At 43.0% G+C, this 19,697-nt stretch carries 14 protein-coding genes and 1 pseudogene; 5 read left to right on the top strand and 10 right to left on the bottom strand.

Annotation, left to right across the window (positions count from 1 at the left end; all coding sequences use genetic code 11):
- Positions 1-232: 232 nt before the first annotated feature.
- A complete protein-coding gene (locus AC5JMF_RS13130; RefSeq protein WP_495796165.1) occupies positions 233-3,064 on the top strand; it encodes a chloride channel protein in 2,832 nt (943 codons plus the stop codon).
- Positions 3,065-3,158: 94 nt separating this feature from the next.
- Here the strand turns inward: AC5JMF_RS13130 and tnpA are convergent, their stop codons facing one another.
- Positions 3,159-3,557, bottom strand: coding sequence for an IS200/IS605 family transposase (gene tnpA, locus AC5JMF_RS13135; RefSeq protein ID WP_495796166.1), 399 nt, complete (start codon positions 3,555-3,557; stop codon positions 3,159-3,161).
- Positions 3,558-3,640: 83 nt separating this feature from the next.
- Between tnpA and AC5JMF_RS13140 the strand changes: the two are divergent.
- Positions 3,641-4,819 (top strand): annotated as a pseudogene (locus AC5JMF_RS13140) (RNA-guided endonuclease InsQ/TnpB family protein).
- 18 nt (positions 4,820-4,837) lie between these two features.
- On the opposite strand, the gene AC5JMF_RS13145 reads toward AC5JMF_RS13140, so the two are convergent.
- The 9 genes from AC5JMF_RS13145 to AC5JMF_RS13185 all read right to left on the bottom strand — a co-directional run bounded on the left by AC5JMF_RS13145 (position 4,838) and on the right by AC5JMF_RS13185 (position 12,881).
- Positions 4,838-5,584, bottom strand: a complete 747-nt coding sequence (locus AC5JMF_RS13145; RefSeq protein ID WP_495796167.1) for a M24 family metallopeptidase — start codon at positions 5,582-5,584, stop codon at positions 4,838-4,840.
- A complete protein-coding gene (locus AC5JMF_RS13150) occupies positions 5,568-6,848 on the bottom strand; it encodes an APC family permease (RefSeq protein ID WP_495796168.1) in 1,281 nt (426 codons plus the stop codon). The genes AC5JMF_RS13145 and AC5JMF_RS13150 overlap by 17 nt, the downstream gene beginning before the upstream one ends.
- Positions 6,841-6,972, bottom strand: coding sequence for a hypothetical protein (locus tag AC5JMF_RS13155; RefSeq protein ID WP_495796169.1), 132 nt, complete (start codon positions 6,970-6,972; stop codon positions 6,841-6,843). The genes AC5JMF_RS13150 and AC5JMF_RS13155 overlap by 8 nt, the downstream gene beginning before the upstream one ends.
- 162 nt (positions 6,973-7,134) lie before the next feature.
- Positions 7,135-8,112, bottom strand: coding sequence for an alpha/beta fold hydrolase (locus AC5JMF_RS13160; RefSeq protein WP_495796170.1), 978 nt, complete (start codon positions 8,110-8,112; stop codon positions 7,135-7,137).
- A gap of 109 nt (positions 8,113-8,221) precedes the next feature.
- Positions 8,222-8,578 (bottom strand): Rieske (2Fe-2S) protein, encoded by a 357-nt coding sequence (locus tag AC5JMF_RS13165; RefSeq protein WP_495796171.1) that lies wholly within the window; start codon positions 8,576-8,578, stop codon positions 8,222-8,224.
- Positions 8,566-10,005: an iron-containing redox enzyme family protein gene (locus tag AC5JMF_RS13170; protein WP_495796172.1), complete on the bottom strand. Its 1,440-nt coding sequence runs from the start codon at positions 10,003-10,005 to the stop codon at positions 8,566-8,568. Before AC5JMF_RS13170 ends, AC5JMF_RS13165 begins: the two co-directional genes overlap by 13 nt.
- A gap of 151 nt (positions 10,006-10,156) precedes the next feature.
- Positions 10,157-11,209 (bottom strand): class I SAM-dependent methyltransferase, encoded by a 1,053-nt coding sequence (locus AC5JMF_RS13175; protein ID WP_495796173.1) that lies wholly within the window; start codon positions 11,207-11,209, stop codon positions 10,157-10,159.
- Between the two features lie 533 nt (positions 11,210-11,742).
- A complete protein-coding gene (locus AC5JMF_RS13180; RefSeq protein ID WP_495796174.1) occupies positions 11,743-12,210 on the bottom strand; it encodes a MarR family winged helix-turn-helix transcriptional regulator in 468 nt (155 codons plus the stop codon).
- A gap of 200 nt (positions 12,211-12,410) precedes the next feature.
- On the bottom strand, positions 12,411-12,881 hold the full coding sequence (locus AC5JMF_RS13185; RefSeq protein ID WP_495796175.1) for a MarR family winged helix-turn-helix transcriptional regulator: 471 nt from the start codon (positions 12,879-12,881) through the stop codon (positions 12,411-12,413).
- Between the two features lie 376 nt (positions 12,882-13,257).
- On the opposite strand from AC5JMF_RS13185, the gene AC5JMF_RS13190 reads away from it, so the two are divergent.
- The 3 genes from AC5JMF_RS13190 to AC5JMF_RS13200 all read left to right on the top strand — a co-directional run bounded on the left by AC5JMF_RS13190 (position 13,258) and on the right by AC5JMF_RS13200 (position 19,475).
- Positions 13,258-14,739 (top strand): UbiD family decarboxylase, encoded by a 1,482-nt coding sequence (locus AC5JMF_RS13190; RefSeq protein WP_495796176.1) that lies wholly within the window; start codon positions 13,258-13,260, stop codon positions 14,737-14,739.
- A gap of 51 nt (positions 14,740-14,790) precedes the next feature.
- On the top strand, positions 14,791-15,690 hold the full coding sequence (locus AC5JMF_RS13195; RefSeq protein WP_495796177.1) for a sugar phosphate isomerase/epimerase family protein: 900 nt from the start codon (positions 14,791-14,793) through the stop codon (positions 15,688-15,690).
- 1,319 nt (positions 15,691-17,009) lie between these two features.
- Positions 17,010-19,475 carry a calcium-binding protein gene (locus AC5JMF_RS13200; protein WP_495796178.1) on the top strand — a complete coding sequence of 822 codons (2,466 nt, stop codon included), beginning with the start codon at positions 17,010-17,012 and terminating at the stop codon, positions 19,473-19,475.
- Positions 19,476-19,697: the final 222 nt, after the last annotated feature.

A 19,697-nucleotide genomic window follows, 5' to 3' on the forward strand; every position in this document is an offset into this window, starting at 1 on the left:
GCTCGAGGACTCGCTACCGCTTCGCTAACGCTAACGCTATCGAGGACTCGCTAACATAATTCGTAATTCGTAATTCGTTATTGGGGAATTGGGAATTGTCATTTGTTTTTTGTCCTTTGTCCTTTCTCTGCCTGCCCCAATCCCCAGTCCCCAGTCCCCAGTCCCCAATCCCCAATCCCCAATCCCCAGTCCCCAATCCCCACTCCCCACTCCCCACTCCCCAGTCCTCACTATGGCTCAGCGCTTTCGCATTTGGTGGCAGCCGAGAAAAGGTTTAGCGATCGCCGAGGCTTCTGTGATCGGTGTTGTTGCTGCTTTGTCTGCGGTGTTCCTCAAGGTAGGATCGGGATGGCTGGGAACATGGCGAGTTCACAGTTCCCAAGTTTTTCCGGCTTGGTTCGCTCTGCCAGTAGTTGGGATGGGATTAGGATTTTTAGCTGGCTGGCTGGTACAGAGGTTAGCACCAGAAGCCGCAGGCAGCGGTATCCCACAAGTCAAAGCTACTCTCGCCAATGTGCCACTGAGATTATCCTGGCGTGTGGCCGGGGTGAAGTTACTCAGTGCCATTATCTTGCTGGGTTCAGGAATGACTCTCGGAAGACAAGGCCCCACTGTCCAAGTAGGGGCGGGCTTAGCAGCAGGGTTGAGTCGCTGGGTGCCCACATCCCCAGATCATCGACGGCAAATGATTGCCGCTGGCGCTGGCGCTGGCTTGGCGGCTGCTTTTAATGCCCCGCTTGCCGGTGTATTATTTATCGTGGAAGAATTACTCCAAGATTTATCGGGCATTACACTAGGGACAGCCATCATCGCCTCGTTTATTGGCGGCGTAATTTCCCGGCTTTTAGGTGGTGGCAGTTTCAACTTAAATCTGGAATTTACACAGTCTTTAAGCAAGTTCTCTATCCCCGAAATCCCCTTTTTCTTACTATTGGGCATCCTAGCAGGATTTCTCGGTGCATTATTTAATCACGGCATCATTTTTAGTATTAAATTTTACAAAAATCTACACATTAGTTTACCTTTGCGAGTGGCATTAGCGGGCTTTTTGTCTGGTATTATCGTGTCCATGCTGCCTGTTTCTTTCCGTGATAATACTGGTTTGCGTGAGTATTTGATTACTGGTGAAGCACGTCCGGTGATCGCGGCGATCGCTTTTATGGCTCAGTTTCTCCTCACATTAATCGCATTCGGTTCCGGTGCCCCTGGAGGGTTATTTGCTCCCAGTTTGATTTTGGGTTCTTGTTTAGGACACATAGTTGGTGTGGGTGCATTCTCTCTGCTGGGGGTAGGTTCCCCTAGCACCTATGCTCTAGCAGGAATGGGTGGATTTTTTAGCGCCGTTTCCAAAGTACCAATCACAGCGATCGTCATTGTGTTTGAGATGACCACAGATTTCAATCTGGTACTACCTTTGATGATTGTAGCTGTCACATCTTACTTGGTTGCAGATAAAGTCATGCCTGGTTCGCTTTATGAAAAACTTTTGCAACTAAACGGCATCACCCTTACCAAAGAAGTTGCTATAGAAGGAATATTAAGTAAATTAACAGCCAAAGATGTCATGCAAGAGCGGGTAGAAACATTAGATGCAGAGATTACACTAGATGAAGCCATGCAAGCTTTCGCTCGTTCTCACCATCGCGGTTTCCCTGTGGTAGAAGAGAATCGGCTAGTAGGAATTGTCACGCAATCAGATTTATTGAAAATTCGCGATCGCAATTTATCCAGTGATATTTTCCTGCGAGAAATTATGACACCTGTGCCGATGACGGTATCACCAATCCATACCCTCAGCAATGTATTGTATTTGCTTGACCGTCATCAAATTAGTCGCTTACCAGTAGTAGACGGACGCAAACTGATTGGGATTATTACCCGTGCTGATATTATCAGGGCGGAAGCTAACCACTTAAATTGTCAAGATGGGGTTCCCAAAGCACGAGCAGAACCCTCATATGTAGTGTATCAGACGCGATCGCCCAGCATTGGTAGAGGTAAATTATTAATACCAGTAGCCAATCCAGAAACAGCAAACATCCTCCTACAAATGGCCACAGCTATTGCCCGCGATCGCCACTATGAAGTAGAGTGCATCCAAATAATTTTAGTATCGCGCCACGCTTCTCCATCTGAAACCCAAGTCAAGACAGCAGAAAGCCGTCGTTTATTACGCCAAGCTGAAATTTTAGCAAAAAAGTGGCAAATTCCCCTACATACCCAAATTCGGGTGACTCACGATATTGCCCAAGCCATTCTAGAAACAATCACCGAACAACACATCGACATCATCCTCATGGGATGGAAAGGTAACACATCCACCCCCGGACGGATTTTCGGCAATGTTGTAGACACAGTTATCCGCCAAGCCACCTGCGAGGTTGTTTTGGTGAAATTGGGTAAAAGGGGAATGAGGAACGAGAAAGAGGACGCGGGGACGCGGGGACGCGGGGACGCGGGGACGCGGGGACGCGGGGACGTGGGGACGCGGGGACGCGGGGACGCGGGGACGCGGGAGGGTTTCCCGGAGCAGGCGACTGCGAACCCGAAGGGGGACGCGGGGACAAATTCCATCTCCGCGTCCCCCCCTCCCCCACTCTCCACGTCTTCCTCATCCCCCCCTCTCCCCCTCTCCGCGTCTTCCTCATCCCCCCCTCTCCAATTCAACCGTTGGTTAGTACCGATGGCTGGCGGCCCTAATGCGCGGACAGCGATTAAATTGCTACCTGCTTTAGTCACATTGGGTAATAATCCTCAAATTCGTCTAACACAGGTGTTTAAGCGGTCTGAGTTCAAGCCAGACATGACAGTTTTAGAACAGGCTATCCGCCAATTAATGCGTCGTCGTCAATTGTCCAGCACTGTAATTGCTATTCCTGTTCAGGCTGACTCAGTTGCTGAGGGTGTAATTAATTTAGTGAACAGAGAAAATTACGATGTTGTAGTTTTGGGTGCTTCTCGTGAAGGCTTATTACAGCAAGCAATTCAAGGTAATATTCCCGAAGCGATCGCTTCGGGTGTAGATAGTACGGTAATTTTGGTTAGAGGAGCGATTAACGACTAAAACGTAAGGATTCACAGACCTGGTTATCCGCGCCGGGCTAGCCCCTAAATTCTATTTATGGGGGCTAGCCCGGCGCGGGCGAATAAATTCGCCGTCAAGTTTCCTTTTGGTTTTGAATGTACATTTTAACTACGTCTAATGGCGCACCTCCTACTGTTGAAACAAAGTACGAGTTAGTCCATAAGGAAGGTAAGCGACTTTTTAATTCTGGAAATTCTAAACGCAAATATCTAGATGTTGTACCATTAAATCTCTTTACAACTCGGTGGACTCCAAATTGAGGATCAATATCTATTAAAAGATGTACATGGTCAGGCATTATTTCCATTTCCAAGATTTCAACTTTAATCTCAATAGCTATTTGAGCAAGCAACTCTTTGAGCCTAGATGCAATCGCATTAACCAAGACTTTTCGCCTATATTTGGGGCAAAAAATTACATGATATTTGCAAGAGTAAACAACATTATTGTTGGATTTAAATTTTTCAGTCATTTCCCGAAATAGAAGTTTGCTGTACTGTATATATATGAAAGGATAAAGAGAACTAATAAACAACTACCAGGAGGTGATTAAGAGTGTTGGTATTGGAATACAAAGCAGTTGTCAAAAAAGCCCAAACAAAAGCCATAGATGAGGCTATTCGTACTAGTCAATTTATTCGTAACAAAGTACTTAGATATTGTATGGATAATCGCGGTGTGGGTAAAAAAGAACTATACCAGTACAACACTCAATTAAGAGCAGAATTTGAATTTGCCAGAAATCTAAGTAGCCATGCTTGTCAAGCAGCAGTAGAAAATGTAGAACGTGCTATCAACAGATTTTTTAGCAACTGCAAAGCTAAAAAACCGGGGAAGAAAGGCTACCCCAGGTTCAAAAAAAATAGTCGTTCAGTTGAGTATAAGTAGCAATCTTGGAAGCTGCACTCATTAAAACGTCGTATTACTTTTACCGATAAAAAAGGTATTGGTGAACTTAAACTATTGGGTAAATGGGATGTCCATCAATACCCTGTTGAACTAATTAAACGAGTTCGGATTGTGCGGCGTGCCGATGGTTATTACGTTCAGTTCTGCGTGAAGGTTGATAGCCAACAAGATGCACCAATAACTACATCTGAGATTGGTATTGATGTGGGCTTGGAATACTTCTACTCTGATAGCAATGGCAACCATGAAGAAAACCCGCGATATCTCAGGAAATCCGAGAAAGATATCAAACGGGTACAACGCAAGATTTACAAAAAGAAAAAGGGGGCGTCTGGCAGAAGAAAAGCGCGTGGTGTTTATGCTCGGAAACATTTAAAAGTAACTCGACAAAGGAACGAACACGCTAAAAGAATAGCGCGTAACTTATGCCTAGCTAACGCTAAGGTCGTCTTGGAAGATTTAAATATTTCCGGCTTGGTGAGAAACCACAAACTTGCTAAGAGTATTTCTGATGCTTCTTGGTACAACTTCCGTCAGTGGCTCGAATACTTTGGAGAAAAGTTTGGAAGAGAAATAATTGCTCTCCCTTCACATTTCACTAGCCAAGAATGTAGTCGTTGTGGTGCTAGAGTCTACAAATCACTTAGCACTAGAACTCATTCTTGTTCACATTGCGGGCACATCGAACAACGTGATGTGAATGCAGCCAAAGTAATCTTAAGTCGTGTAAACGCTAGGGGAGGGCATCCCCAAAGTAACGCCAGTCGAGATGTTCCCTCTACTTTTGTTGGACGCAAGTTCAGTAAAAGCAAGGAGCGTCAGTGACGCTGGAATCCCCCGCCTTTAGGCGTGGGGAGTGTCAATGAGCAAATCTTCGTAAAAAGCTCCAAAGAGATTTTGAGGATGAATCAAGTGTACCTCAAGTATCCAATAGCGTTGATGACCAAATCTATCAAGAGCGCTCATTGGTTTTGTGTTTTCAGGACAGATATAGTCAAACTCAGTATCTCCAAGGATTTGTTCATGGGGAAAAATCCCGATTAAATGACCTGAGTGCCTTTGTGAACTTAACTTCCAACCATATTCTTCTGCTAGATACTGCATGTGTTCATACAGTTGCCTACCAGTCATGTGCTGATTTTGGAGATAGTAGGTTTTACCCTTGACAAATAGACGCTCACAGTCATCACAAATCCTCAATTTTTCCGGATCAATATTTGGTTCTGGCACTATAAGGCTACGTCCAAGATCCACCTCTGTGCCTATGCTTAAAACAGGCCCCAAGTCAACAAAAACAATATCCCCCGGCTGAATTAAATTGTTCCTAGTTTTGACACAGTAAGGGTAAATAGTGTCTGCACCCGCACGCAAAATTTGTCTGTGCCAAAATCGTGGTTTTTGTCCTGGGGGATAAAGTATTTGGGCAGCCAATTCGTAAATTGCCCTTTGCACTAACTCAGTTTGAAATCCGGCTTGAATTAGCTGACGTGATCTTATTTGCTCGATAAATAACAAACCACTTTTTCGAGCCTCAATTAACTGATTTTCTAATCCAGAATCAGCATATGTAGAGCTATTTTGATGTTGCACCAATAATACCTCTTGTCGATTTCTGACGTGCTTTGTTGCCTATAAAACCCAAGACCATCAAGCCAAGTACGAACACCAAACCCCCGCCAAAGGTACCCATGACTGCAACGACTAAAACTAAGGTGAAGCAACCAAGCAACCTTTGCCACCATTTATGAGTTAATTTCAGATAGGCAATGACGCTGAGGGCGTTGACTGCGAAAAAGCCTTGACCAGCTAACCCAAACAGTAGGCTCAAAGGCAGTATTCCCAAAAAATTTAATCCCGTAGCGATCGCAAAAGTTACCATTGTTAAAGTAACTGCAACACGGGGTATTTGAGAGCGCGTTTCAATTTTACTAAGTCGCTGTGGTAGAAGTCCTTCACGGGCAGAGGCAAATACTAAACGAGATGCAGCCCAACTTCCCCCAATTAAATTTGTGGTAATGATTACCACCCCGATCATGGCAACTAATTGACCACTGGCTTTACCAAATATAGAAGTGAGCATTGAGACGATGGGCGCGGTTGCCAGACTCGCGTCATTAGGCGATAAGGTCAACTGGACAGCCAAAGCAATAATAATATAGAGCGCCACCACAATAATGAAACTCACACCCACAGCGATGGGAAAATCCCGCTTGGGATTGCGGTATTCTTCAGCGGTGAATGACAGCATCTCAAAGCCAGTGAAGGCAAAGAAAATAGTATCCAAAACCGAAAATGCAGTATTCAACTCTGATAAAGGGACTATACCTGTGCCTGCATTTTTATTCCCCAATAATAAAGTTGCGATCGCTGCCACACCCAGCAATCCAACCAGAGAGAAAGCTAAAAACTGCTGGATGCGACCTGAGACTTTCACACCTTGGTAATTCACCACCCCTGCAAAGGCAATGATTGCCAGCGAAGCCAACAAAGTCACAACTCGTCCTCCGCCAACTGCGGCAGCAAAATAGTTACCACCCGTAATCGCGATCGCCGGGCCACCCATCAAGAAAGTCCCCAACAGCAAAGCCTCAGTCGCCGCCGCCACCGGTCGAGAGAAAGCGGCTTGCACAAACCCAGCAACACCCCCAGCCGTGGGGAAATTTGCTCCTAGATGTGCAAAAGTCACCAGTAATGGCACAACCAACAAGGCATTGAGTAGCCAAGCATACACCGCAGCACCACCCACTTGTTGATAAGCCAAGCCAGGCAGAACTAATAAACCACTACCAACAATAGTAGTAATAGCTAGAGCGATCGCCTGTCCAACTGTTAATGTTTTCGCTAGCCTAGCCATTTATTCCTCCTGTTTGATTTTGTTGTATTCTCGGCATACCCTTACCTTGAGTCAGAATCTCGCGAGGACGACAACGCAGACAAAGACAAAATCCTGCCCACCAAAGGCGATTCAATATTTTCATACACTAATTCCAAATCATTTGTGAAATTCTCTGTACATCTGTTCTCTTGGCGGTTCGTTATCTTCAAACCGCCAAGACAAGGCAGTGCGTTGGGCGGACTTGTAGCGACTGCCGTGCCAAGAACGCAGAGTAATCAGAGTTTTAGAGAATTATTACGTCAGTCTACTCCTGTCCCAGAAAAGCATTTACAGCATCTCCAAACTCTACAGGAAACTGATGATGAAAACCATGTGCAGAGTCTGGGTAAATAATTAATTTAGCATTAGGTATTTCCCGTTCCAGCACATAAGAATTTTGAATTGGTAGAGCAATATCATCCTTACCTGTTGCAATCAAAACAGGCTGTTGAACGAGCTTTAATTTATCGAAATAGTTTTCTTTGTTCTCGAACCAACCGACAGCAGCACCGAACTGTGTTTGCCAAGCTTTTGTCTTAACATCTGGGTCAAGATTTGTTGTTCTCTGTTTGATTCTTTGCAAAGATGCTAAACCTAGATTTCTACTGGTTTTAGAGTTTGCAAAAAACATCTCTAAATGGTCTTCATTCGTATACTTTTGTTTGACAGCTACATCTTTAAATTTCTTAGATACAGCTACAAATTCTGGATTTCCTGGTGGTGTAGATGCAACCAACACAACACGACGTACAAGTTTTGGATATTTAACCGTCATCGCCTGAGCCACCATTCCGCCTAGTGACCAACCAAGCACGTCTACTTGTTCATATCCTAAAGCTTTGACGAAACGTTGTGTATCATCTGCCATTTGCGTGATTGTAGTTGCAACTTTTCCAGTAGACGAACTAATACCACTATTGTTGAAGATAATTACACGATGTTTTTGTGCTAAACGTTCTATAAACAGAGGATCCCAGTCATCCATATTTCCTCTGAGTCTTTGAATCAGTAGGAGTGGGCGACCATTACCAATTGTGCGATATGCAAATTTCTGCCCATCACTCTCTACATAAAGAGTAGGGATTTCTGTTGCAGGTAATTGCTTTTTAGTAACACTTTTGACATCAGATGTGGGAATAGTTGCTGATGATTTGTGATTAAGAGTATTGACAACTGTTAAAGTTCCCAAAAATCCTACTAGAGAAAAAGTTAGTAAAGATTTGCAGAAATTAAATTTTTGCACAATGAATGCCTCCAAAAGATAGTAGAAGGGACTAGGGGTTAGGGGCTAGGAATGAGGGAGAAAAAACAAACACCAATTCCCAATTCCCCATTCCCCAAAATTAAGCAAATTAAACAACTTTGAGCGTATCCTGAGTTGAAATCTCTGGAGTAGCCAGAAGGTTGCGATGTTTGAATATGACGGGTGTTGTCTCTGACCCTGGTAGAATGGCGACTACAACATCGTGACGCCAAATTAAGGGTATAGCGAGTTGCTGTAGGCGATGAATTGAAACACTGGAGTCGTGCCAGGGACAAACGATCGCATTCTTTCGACAATTTAAGTAGCCTAGATGTAATGGCCCCCCTCTGTGAGGACATTTATCTACCACTAAGAATGCACTACCGTCAATCGTTGTGAGAAAATAGCGGCGATCGCCATGAATCAAAAAATTTGATTGTCGCGGATCAAATTTTATGATAGGCATTTTTTGTAGTCTCCAATTGAATAGATGTTATACACGCATTCTTCGGAATCAATGATTGCACCGTGTAAACGATTGCGTTGAATAACTGTACCTTCACCAGCATTGAGGACTGTGTAGCGATTATTGCCAGTTACAAAATGTAGCACGCCAGACTCAATGTAACAAAGCTCGTCACCGTCATGGACGTGAGTGACTGACAACTCTCCACGGGGTTCGATAAACTGTTGCATCTTGGGATTGATGCTACCATCCTGAATTTTGGCGTAGACGGGTTGTGCTAAGGCTTTGTACTTGGCTCCTTCGTCAGCCCAATGCACTTGGTCGATGAAATCTTGATCGGCAATTTCGGTGATTAGCTTAGCTTCTTCAAAACCGCGCACGATTTCAGGAATGATTTTCTCTCCATATTTAGCGATCGCAGGTTTAATCATCTTATCCAACACCATGCGACTGTGATGATGGTCGATATGAACGTGTTCGAGGAAGTAGCGATTATTAATGGTCGAGCCAAAAACTTTCTTCAGTGTTTTAGCCATTAGTTCGCAGGACTTAATAAAGCTCGTCTCTGCGTAAAAAATTGCTCCCAAGTAACGGAAAAACTTAGAGTGGTCAGCGCAGATATAATTGAAGTAGTTATTTAACATCAATGAAGATGTGAGATAAAACTGCCAGTAAGTATGTGGTGTTGATTCTAATCCCACACTTTCTAAAGTCTCTTCAAACAATCTGCTATGTTTGGTTTGATGAACACCATAACCGTATTCATCAATCACAAGTTTAAATAACTCAGATTGCAAAGAGCCAAAGGAACCTAAAATATTCCTAGACATTGCTGAGGATTCAACTAAGAAATCACCAGCTAATTGAATCAAAAATGTTTTAGCCGCATGGACAGGATCTATTGAGTTTTCAATAGTTTCCATCACCAAACTACTTTCTGTGTTCTTGACTGTTTCAATGTATTCATTGAAATACTCTTCTACAGCGGTAGCAGTCCAATTACCTGTTACTGTCACCTCGGTATCGAGGAATGAGAAAATGTATTGCTCTAACCAAGGTTGAATTATAGACCCTAGTGTTTGCAATCGGGAGTCATAGAACTTTTCAAAATCTTTGCGTTTCTCAGAAAAATCATGTTTTGGTAGAAACACAAAATTGCTTTCATACACAGTCAACAAGGTGCGGTTAGCAGTCAAACTGTTGTAGGTGAGCAAATTTTGACGATTTAAAGGTTGAGAAAAATCCAAATGATGGAAAATATGAGGGCGTAGGGTTCGGCGGTAAGGGTTATCATCTAACACCCATTCCTCTGTATCTTTAAAGAGGTTACATTTGCCGTATTCAATTAAGCACGATTTGAAGTATTCGTAATCGAAAATGTTTAACCCAGTGGAGGTTTCTTGAGAGATTGCAGTTGCTGTTTTCATGATGTACCTTACCTAAATTGAAGTAACTAACTAGTTTGTTAACTGGGCAAATGCGCTCAGATGTTATGCATTTAAGTTGCATATTCACTGATGGTTGTCATTAGTCATGAGTGTTTAAAAACTACAAATGACAATTTTTACAAAAAAGCGCTTAGACAACTTGGAAATCAATATTGGTATCACTTTGTCTAACCATTAATTCCAACAAATCACCTTGCTGAACATTAATAGGTCTTTCAAAGCATTGCACTGCTTGCATCCAATGAGATTTGGGATTATCTACAGCATTATTCAAGATCACTCCATTACCTAAATCCAACTCAAACCAAAAAACTACACCGTGAACAGTTCCGCTTTGTTCGGCTCTGACACATATTTCTTCCTGACGTGGATTTAATGAATCAACTTGGAAATCAAATTCAAATGCAGTTTTGGGTTGACTGAGCAACTGATGCGGCCAAATCCATAGTCGGACTGGAAAATACCCAACTGTAGAGAAGGAATTGAACATGGAAACATCAAAGTTAACAGCGTCAGATGCGAAGTTAAGATGATGTATTTCGCTACTTTCTAACAAGCTAAACTTCACGACTGCTTTCGCAGGAACAATTCTGGCATCTGGAACCAGTAGTGATTGTCGAGCATGACGAATAATAGGGATTATGCCTTCGCCAAGAAGCCCGCAATCTACAGTTTCAGTGATTAAAATCTCTGCTCGTTTAGCTAAATCCACACCAACTATCAAATCATCTGACTTTTTGGCGATAATTTTGATTTGATCTTCAAACCCGTTGAGAGCGACAATCTTTTTAGCCAAATGTGCGATCGGTTGGAGCATTTCGCATGATGTCACAGAACCAGCTCCATGACGAGCAGCCATCATCGCCAATAATCCAGAACCTGCTCCCACATCTAAGACTGTGCAACCTGGATACATTGCAAGTTTAATCGCAGTCTCAAACGCTTCGTTGCGTTCAACATCATTGAGCATGGCAAAGTGCCAGCGTGGAATCAACTTGCGATATATCTGACTAAACCCTTGCTGCAAATTGATCGTAGATTGATCAAAAACGCGAATTTTTTCAAAATCCTCCGACATTTGTTGTAAAAGAGCCAGAGGTACTAAGCTTTGTTGCTCTAGTGTGTAGTGATTATCTACCTTTCGCTCAAGCTTTTGATATGGTCTGACAAGTGATACAGTCATGTTAGTAGCTCCAAGTTAAATAGGTTGTAAAAATTCTGTAGACTTCAGCTAGCTTTGATAAAATCAAGCACGACAATCTGTTTGTGCTGTAAACACAAATGATGGTCTAGCAAGATAAGTAAAAGCAGAGTCAAGATTTAATTAAGAACCACCCGAATCAACCCGATAGCGGTTCTCAGTTGAGTGAAGTGGAATTAGGGAATTGGGAATGGGGAATAGATATTTGTTATTTGTCCCCCTGCCTCCCCGGTCACTGAGCGTAGTCGAAGTGCTACCTCCCTTGCTCATCCCTAGCGCTTTCGCAAACTTCACTTAATTGAAAACGGCTACGAGATATGAATTGCTGCTACTCCCAAAGTTATTGAAATTCAGAACAGATGATGCGCGAATGCGATGTGGTTGAACACATCACAACTTAGTTTGGGTGCAAGCTTGTAATCTAAAACTTAGATGGTGCTGCTATTCCCATCAGTGCGCCACTCAAGACTTGTGGCGCGGCGATGAAATTTACACTGGGATTCAAGAAAATGAAGCTAAAAAACTTCTCTGAGCTTCTTCAATGCTAATTGAATTTGCTCTAGTTCCTGCGAGTCTAACCGCACAAACCGCTCTTTGAGATAGGCAATATGGGCTGGAAAAAATTGCTCAAAGGCCCACTCTCCAGCTGGGGTGAGAATGACGGTGAAACTACGTCGATTATCAGAAGGCACTTCTCGCCGCACTAGACCCTTTTGTTCCAAACGATCAATAATTCCAGTGAGGGTACCTTTGGTAATTAACGTTTTCTCTGCCAGCTTATTCATGCTCATACCTGAAGTGTTACCCAAGGTACTAATAATGTCGAACTGGGCAGGCGTCAAACCTAATGTCCGCACATGAGCATCAGAGTAATTGGTAAAAGCTTGATAAGCTCTAGCCAGTTCGCGCATAATGGGCATGAATTCTTCTGACGCTGCGGTTTGTGTTGCAGTCTGAGTTGTTCCTTTCGCTTGCTTGGTCATAGTTGACTTGATGATGAGCTATATCCCACCATACACGCTTTAGTACTTGAGCAAACTGTACTGAAACAAACAAATTTTATTTATCTGCGAAAAAGCTCATGATGTTACTTGAATGTTGGCTTTTTGTTTGTTTTAACCAGTACACTAAAAACTTACCACAAGAACTGTTTGAATGTAAACAGTTTGAGTAAAAATATTTTTTAGAACAGCTCCCGTAGTTTTTTCAAAGCAGCTCGAATCTGCTCTAACTCTTGCCTATTGAGCTTTTTAAAGCGCTGTTGGAGATGGTAGATGTGAGCGGGAAAAGTTTGGTTAAAGACCCGCTCACCTTCTGGAGTGAGTACAGCGATAAAACTACGTCGGTCGTCAACTGGTACTTCGCGCCTGACTAAACCTTTTTGCTCTAAGCGATCAATGACTCCTGTCAGCGTTGCTTTGGCGATCGCAGTTTCTTCTACAAGTTTATTAAACGGCATACCCTGACCTTGTGTATTGCCTAAAGTACTGAGAATTTCAAACTGGGATGGGGTTAGTCCTTGGTTGCGGATGTGTTCATTAGAGTAGCTTGTCAAGCCTTGGTAGGCTCGAACTAGCTCTCTCATCGTTGGTATGAAAGATTCTTTTGCTGCCGTTTGGGATTTTGGCTCGTTTGCAGACTTTTCTGATTTCACGTTGCTGTATCGAATCAAGATTGATAGTTGTTCTATATCCTAACGCAATTAGTTCTAATTCAAACTTTTCAGCTAAATATCCTTTGTTCTGATATGCTGATGGTTATCATAATCAAGAGAAAAATAACACTCATTCGTTATCTATCTCAAGATAGATGTCGTGAGCTTAAGATATCGGCTAGATCTAAGCTAAAGCCACAAAAAATTAATAATTTTTTCAGATTTTTGATTTTTTGTGGCCTAAAATACCTTGGTTTTGAAGTTATGTCTTGTATGCTTATATGTTGAAAGTCTAAGTTTAAACTAATTTAAAAACGATTTTTTTTGCTTAATTAGTTTGCATTTAGACTATCAGCACTAAAATGGAGATACAAATATGCTCGATCTGCAAACACGCTGCACATTAGCAAAAGATATTGTAGATTTGCGTTCAGCCTTAAGTTATCTCTCTACGATACCTAATCAACTCCTAACCACGAGGGAACCAGTAGATCCCCATGCAGAACTAGCGGGTGTGTACAAGCTCATCGGGGCTGGAATCCCAGTGGCACCACCAACCCGTATTGGGCCCGCGATGTTATTTGAAAACGTCAAAGGTTACGATATGCAGGTAGTTACCGGGGTGCTAGCCAGCCGAGAGAGAACTGCACTACTATTAAATAGTTCGGTTGAGCGTTTACCGTTTGAACTGCTGAGAGCTCTGAATCAGGCGATCGCCCCAGTAGTAATTCCTCAATCCCAAGCACCTTGTCAACAAGTAATCCATCACTCGCCAGATCTAGATCTGCGTAAATTAATTCCAGCTCCAACCAATACCCTCCAGGATGCCGGCCCGTATTTTAATCTGGGTTTATTGCGGGCAGAAGATCCAGAAACAAAGGAGGCAGACGTTACCATTCATCGGCTATGCGTCCAAGGGCCGGACTTACTCAGCGTTTACTTTGTACCAGGACGGCACATCGATCAATTTCGGATCAAAGCCGAACGCTTGGGTAAGCCATTACCGATTTCAATCAGCATGGGCTTAGATCCTGCCGTTTACCTTGCGGCTTGCTTCGAGCCACCGACAACTCCCTTGGGTTTTGACGAACTCACCATTGCTGGAGGATTACGCCAACGCCCTATAGAACTAGTCGATTGCGTTAGTGTTGCAGCCAAAGCGATCGCTCATGCCGAAATTGTGATCGAAGGAGAAATACTTCCTCAAGAACGCATACGCGAAGACATCCATACCAACACTGGCTATGCCATGCCAGAATTCCCTGGCTATTTAGGCAAAGCCCAAGCCGCCCTCCCAATCATTCGAGTCAAAGCCGTCACCCACCGACACAAGCCGATTTTGCAAACCATCATCGGGCCTGGAGAAGAACATACCAATTTAGCTGGGATTCCTACCGAAGCTAGCATCTTCCGATTGGTAGAAAACAGTATGCCAGGACGGCTACTCAACGTCTATGCTCATTCGGCTGGTGGTGGCAAATATCTTGCCATCCTCCAATTTCGCAAATCTTCGATTCGAGATGAAGGTCGTCAAAGGCAAGCAGCATTAACCGCCTTTGCTGCCTTCTCAGAACTCAAACACATCATCTTAGTAGACGAAGATGTCAACATCTTTGACACTAACGATGTCCTGTGGGCAATGACCACCCGCTACCAAGGAGATGTGAGTACTATCTTCATTCCTGGCGTCCGCTGTCACCCCCTAGATCCATCACAATCACCAGAATTCAGTCCCTCAATTACCGCCGAAGGCATCTCCTGCAAGACAATTTTCGATTGCACAGTACCTTATCATCTACGCGACAAATTTCAGCGAGCCGAATTTATCGAGGTCGATTTAGCAAGATTTCTCAGCTAAATTATCATCCTTATACCTGTCAGCAATCATTTTCAACACAAGAGGTTCCCTATGTCTTTAAATCTCAACTTATGTACAGCTGTTTTACCCAAATTTTCCTTCGAGGATGTCATTGATATCGCTTCTGTATCCGGTTATCAAGGAATTGAGTTGCGAGTCAGCGACAATTACCACAAAAGCTTGCAAGAGCTGAGTGGTGCAGGTGCTTTTATCCGGCGGAAAATAGAACGATCAGGTCTATCAGTACCAGTCCTCAACACCTATATCCCTGTGGAGGATGAAAAATCTGTAGACCAGTTACTCGAATGCTGTCAGAGAATGGGTATACCAAAAGCCAGATTAGTTCTACCCAAGAGCTGTTGTGCATCCGTAGCGCGTCAGGCCAATGTCAAGGAAATCATTCCTTCGTTTGAAGCAGACCGCGAACCAATGGAGTTGATGGAGACTTTAAAAAAGACACTACATAAATTGGAGTACAAAGCTGAAAAAGCAGGAGTCAAGATATTACTGGAACTACATTGGGGGACGGTGATGAGTAGTTTTAGCAGCGCCTACATGTTAACCTACGGACTTGACCCCAAATGCATCGGGATTACTTTTGACCCCGCCAATATGATGGTCGAAGGTAAAGAAGATTGGGAATTTGGATTGAAGTTAATTCGTTCTCATATTGATAATGTGCATGTGAAAAATATGTCTTGGTTTGCTGGCGAACAAGGCTGGTCTTGGGAATGGGCAGCTGTCACAGTGGGAATGGTAAATTGGCCTGAACTTATTTGTTTGCTAGAACACAATCGCTATTTGGGAGATTATGCAATTGAAGATTTCTTAGTACCTAATTATAGTAAACAGGCAGCGATCGCTTATCTGTCCTGGGTGAATGAAGAATTTAGCGAAATCTACGAACACATGAGTGCCGTAACTTTAAGGAGCAGAGCGATCGCAAGTTAAAATCTCTTGTACAAGTTCTATCTTTTGCACAAATTTTCAGTTAAGATATTTTGGAAGCTTAATTTAGGATGTCAAACCAAAAAACCAAAAAATGACATAAAAGTTCCAAAAAAGGGTTATGCTGAAATAGAAAATTAAAGCACAGCTAAATTGCTCAACTATATAGCCAAAGAGTTGAATTAAAAGACTCCCCAACTATTAAGAACAAAGTAGCCAAAACCCCCGTCATATCTAGGTTATGGTTATTCAAAATCCCTTGATTGGGTTTCATCAATGCTCTAGTTTGCTTCGTAACAAATCTTAAGTAAATGCAGCTATATTTAGGATCTTGCCTTATATGCTGTAGGTTCAAGTTTAGACTGAAACAATTTCTGGAAAATCGATTACATGGCAATTGTTAACAACAGATTGTTACACATTGTCTTCGTTGGCTAATAGTGTTTTCATTGTTTTGCTGTTTTGCGTTTAAAGTTTCACAATTAATGTCCAAATAGTTCTTGATTTATGCTTCTCTACTATCAGTAGAAGAACCGATGTTTCCGTGAGTAGTGTACAGATATGCGAAAAAATTTCGGATTGAAGTTTTTTATCTGTGCAGATAAATTATGTCCTTCTCTGTGTAATTAATTTATTGGAGATTCCAAACTCAAACATTCGCGGAATTCAAAATGCTGATATCTTTAAGCTTTGTGATTGTTGTTTAATAGTTTCGCGCACTCTTTGCCTCCATCCTATAACCCGATAGGAAAGTACCACAGGGTCTGTATTAAAGACCATTTAGCCATCCAACTTCTCTTTCCTCCGAGGCCACGTTGTACGCACATTTCTATAACTAGTTGGTTTTGTAGAAGGGGGTTGCTGAATCAAGGGATGATTCTTGTGGGGTGGGCCGGAAAGCCCGCCTGAAAATATGAGGAACGGGTTTTCCGAGCCATCCCACAACTATGCAGCGCCTGTAGAAAGTTCTAAGACTTGTGTATACACCGTAGCCTTCTAGGAGAGAGCAGAAACAACGAAGATTTCGCTATGCGACTGGCTCTTTAGAGCTTCAGCACTCGCTTGGTGGATACTTGCAATAGCAAAATACGTGTCTGCATTCAAGTCAAAATTTGACAATTGAGAAGCGAACGACCTTTAGCTTCTCAAAAGAGTGGTATTGCTGAATTTAGGGATGATTCTTGTGGGGTGGGCCGGAAAGCCCGCCTGAAAATACAAGGGACGGGCGAGACGCCCATCCCACAAAACCAATTAGATCATCCCGCAAATATGCAATACCGAAAGAGTTTGTATATAGCCCACAATCAAACAGGAAAAAAGACATGGTAAGAACCATAACCGGCACATCTAACAACGACGCCCTGCTTGGAACTAATGATGCAGATGAAATTTTGGGATTAGGCGGCAACGATACGATCGTGGCTCTAGGTGGCAACGATACAGTTCGTGGTGGTGATGGTGACGACGGGATCATTGCTGGGTCTGGTGATGACCTAGTTTATGGAGACGCAGGAGTTGACATACTCATCGGTGGTACGGGAAATGACTCTCTTTATGGAGGCTCTGATAATGACACCATTACTGGCGAAGATGGTGATGATCAACTATTTGGTGATGATGGAAATGACACTCTCATTGGAGACTTAACTAGTGGGGGATTTGGCAACGACATTCTCAAAGGTGGCAAAGGGGATGATCGATTGTTTGCTGGAGATGGAGACGATCAACTTAGTGGTGGAGAAGGCAAAGACCAACTCAATGGCGATATCGGTAACGACTCGCTCGAAGGTGGAAATGGGGATGATATAGTCTTTGGTGGTATTGGAGATGACGTTGTTAAAGGTAATAATGGGGCAGATGTAGTCATTGGTGGTGGTGGCAATGACTCTTTAGCTGGTGGAATAGGAAGCGATCGCTTGATTGGTGTTGATCCTTTTCTGCCAAACCTCAATTATGGTCAAGGTGAGATTGATAGCTTAACAGGTGGTCAAAACGATGACGTATTTGTCTTGGGAGATGTGATAGACAACGCCAACGTCGTTTATTACAACGACGGCAATGGTAAATCTCAGGGAACCAAAGATTATGCTCTCATTAAAGACTTTGGATTAGTTAATAACAGCTTTAATCGTGGAGTAGATAAAATCCAACTATCCGGCTCATCCAGTGATTATTTCTTAGGTTCATCTCCCATCGGACTACCATCTGGCACAGCAATATTCTTCAACGATTCCGTCACCAAAGAACTGATTGGTATTTTACAAGGAATATCTCTACCGAAAGTGAGCCTGAGTGATGCAAACCAGTTCAGTTTCGTTAAATCTCCCCTCGCCATAGGTAATTTAGACAAAACACCCATAGTTCGTAGTGGAACTTTGACAGGAGCAAGCCCCAGCGATGTTTTCGTATTTAACAATACAACCGCCAGTAATATCAATATCGCCTTGACTAACATCAGTGCTGGTGATGATATTGATGTGCAACTGTTTAGAGACGACGGCGACGGTATCTTTGAACCAACATCAGGTGATATCTACATCGCTAGTGGCCCTCGTCCCAGCAATCAAGACGACTCTATTAATGTTGCTGAACAACCGAAAGGTACTTATTTCTTAGAAGTTGGTCGTTTTGATTTAGGCAGTGTCGGCGATGCGTCTTACAGCCTATCCTTATCGAACACTGATCCCAGCAACCTTTTACCAATCGAGTTCCAAGTCGGAAGCTTATCGTCTAGCCAAACTTTTATTGGTAATGTCGGTAACAGCGACACAGCCGATGTTTATGCCTTCTCTCTAGATAAGTTTGAAGGTACCAATATTAGCTTGAAACCAGGAGGCGGTAATGCTGACATCCGATTGATTGCAGACAGTAACGGCAATGACATAGTTGATGCAGGAGAAGTTGTTGATAGTTCCAAGAAACTGGGTACGCAGAAAGATACTATCCAAGTCAACGATCCCGGTAAATACCTGCTCCAGGTTTATCAAACTGATGCTGATGCCGTTAAATATAACCTGGAGTTCGACTACTTCACTAAACCCGGTGCTGTACCGACTATAGGAGAAAAAACGGATTCTATCAATCTTGGCAACTTAAATGCTACACCTGTTGCCAAAAATAATACTCTTAGTGAAGCAGAACCTAGTGACATCTATGTGTTCAATACCAAGAGTACTGGTAATATCAACCTAGCTTTGACCAACATCAGCGATGGTGATGATGCCAATCTCAGACTTTTCCGTGACGACGGCGACGGTTCCTTTGAACCGACATCAGATGATGTATTTATTTCAACCGCCGTTCGCAGAACCAATGTCGATGACTCGATTAACGTTTCTGAATTAGTTGCAGGTACTTACTTTGCAGAAGTTAGTCGTGGAGACGATAGTTTAGGTGATGTTTCTTACAAACTATCTTTATCAACTGCTAATCCCAGCAATCTTTTACTGAACGAAATTCCATTAGGAAATTTATCAAGCAGCTTTGTCGTTAATGCCAACATCAGTAACAACGATGCTTCTGATATCTTCGCCTTCTCTCTTGACAAATCGGAAAGTGCCAAAATTAGTTTAAAACCAGTAGATGGTAATGTTGATATTCGACTGATTGCAGACGGCAACAAAAATGGCATCATCGATGCTAAAGATGTACTGGTCAGTTCTACATTTCTTGGTACTAAAACTGATACTGTTCAGGTGGATACTGCGGGTAGCTATTTTCTGCAAGCTTATCAAGTTAATGGCGACCCCACTAACTACACTCTTTCTTTCGACTACTTCACCGCTTAGACAGTGTGGTGGACTGACACAGCTAAAATGTTGCGATAGATTTTAGGGTCGATTCAGCTACGTTTTTGTAAGGTGCGTTACTTTGTTAACGCACCATCTTGATCTTATTAGCTGTAGGGTGCTTTGCGGCAACGCACCCTATAGCTAATGCACTTAATATTCCCCGTTTTCTAAACGGGGGCTTGACGTATCACGTTTTGTAAAGTCTTAATCTAGAAGTAA

The sequence above is a fragment of the Desmonostoc vinosum genome (assembly GCF_059505385.1).

What these genes read in the sequence shown, in the direction of transcription:
- AC5JMF_RS13130 (WP_495796165.1), top strand. Translation starts at nt 233, where the DNA reads ATGGCTCAGCGCTTTCGCATTTGGTGGCAGCCGAGAAAAGGTTTAGCG.
- tnpA (WP_495796166.1), bottom strand. Translation starts at nt 3,557, where the DNA reads ATGACTGAAAAATTTAAATCCAACAATAATGTTGTTTACTCTTGCAAA.
- AC5JMF_RS13150 (WP_495796168.1), bottom strand. Translation starts at nt 6,848, where the DNA reads ATGGCTAGGCTAGCGAAAACATTAACAGTTGGACAGGCGATCGCTCTA.
- AC5JMF_RS13155 (WP_495796169.1), bottom strand. Translation starts at nt 6,972, where the DNA reads ATGAAAATATTGAATCGCCTTTGGTGGGCAGGATTTTGTCTTTGTCTG.
- AC5JMF_RS13165 (WP_495796171.1), bottom strand. Translation starts at nt 8,578, where the DNA reads ATGCCTATCATAAAATTTGATCCGCGACAATCAAATTTTTTGATTCAT.
- AC5JMF_RS13170 (WP_495796172.1), bottom strand. Translation starts at nt 10,005, where the DNA reads ATGAAAACAGCAACTGCAATCTCTCAAGAAACCTCCACTGGGTTAAAC.
- AC5JMF_RS13175 (WP_495796173.1), bottom strand. Translation starts at nt 11,209, where the DNA reads ATGACTGTATCACTTGTCAGACCATATCAAAAGCTTGAGCGAAAGGTA.
- AC5JMF_RS13180 (WP_495796174.1), bottom strand. Translation starts at nt 12,210, where the DNA reads ATGACCAAGCAAGCGAAAGGAACAACTCAGACTGCAACACAAACCGCA.
- AC5JMF_RS13190 (WP_495796176.1), top strand. Translation starts at nt 13,258, where the DNA reads ATGCTCGATCTGCAAACACGCTGCACATTAGCAAAAGATATTGTAGAT.
- AC5JMF_RS13195 (WP_495796177.1), top strand. Translation starts at nt 14,791, where the DNA reads ATGTCTTTAAATCTCAACTTATGTACAGCTGTTTTACCCAAATTTTCC.
- AC5JMF_RS13200 (WP_495796178.1), top strand. Translation starts at nt 17,010, where the DNA reads ATGGTAAGAACCATAACCGGCACATCTAACAACGACGCCCTGCTTGGA.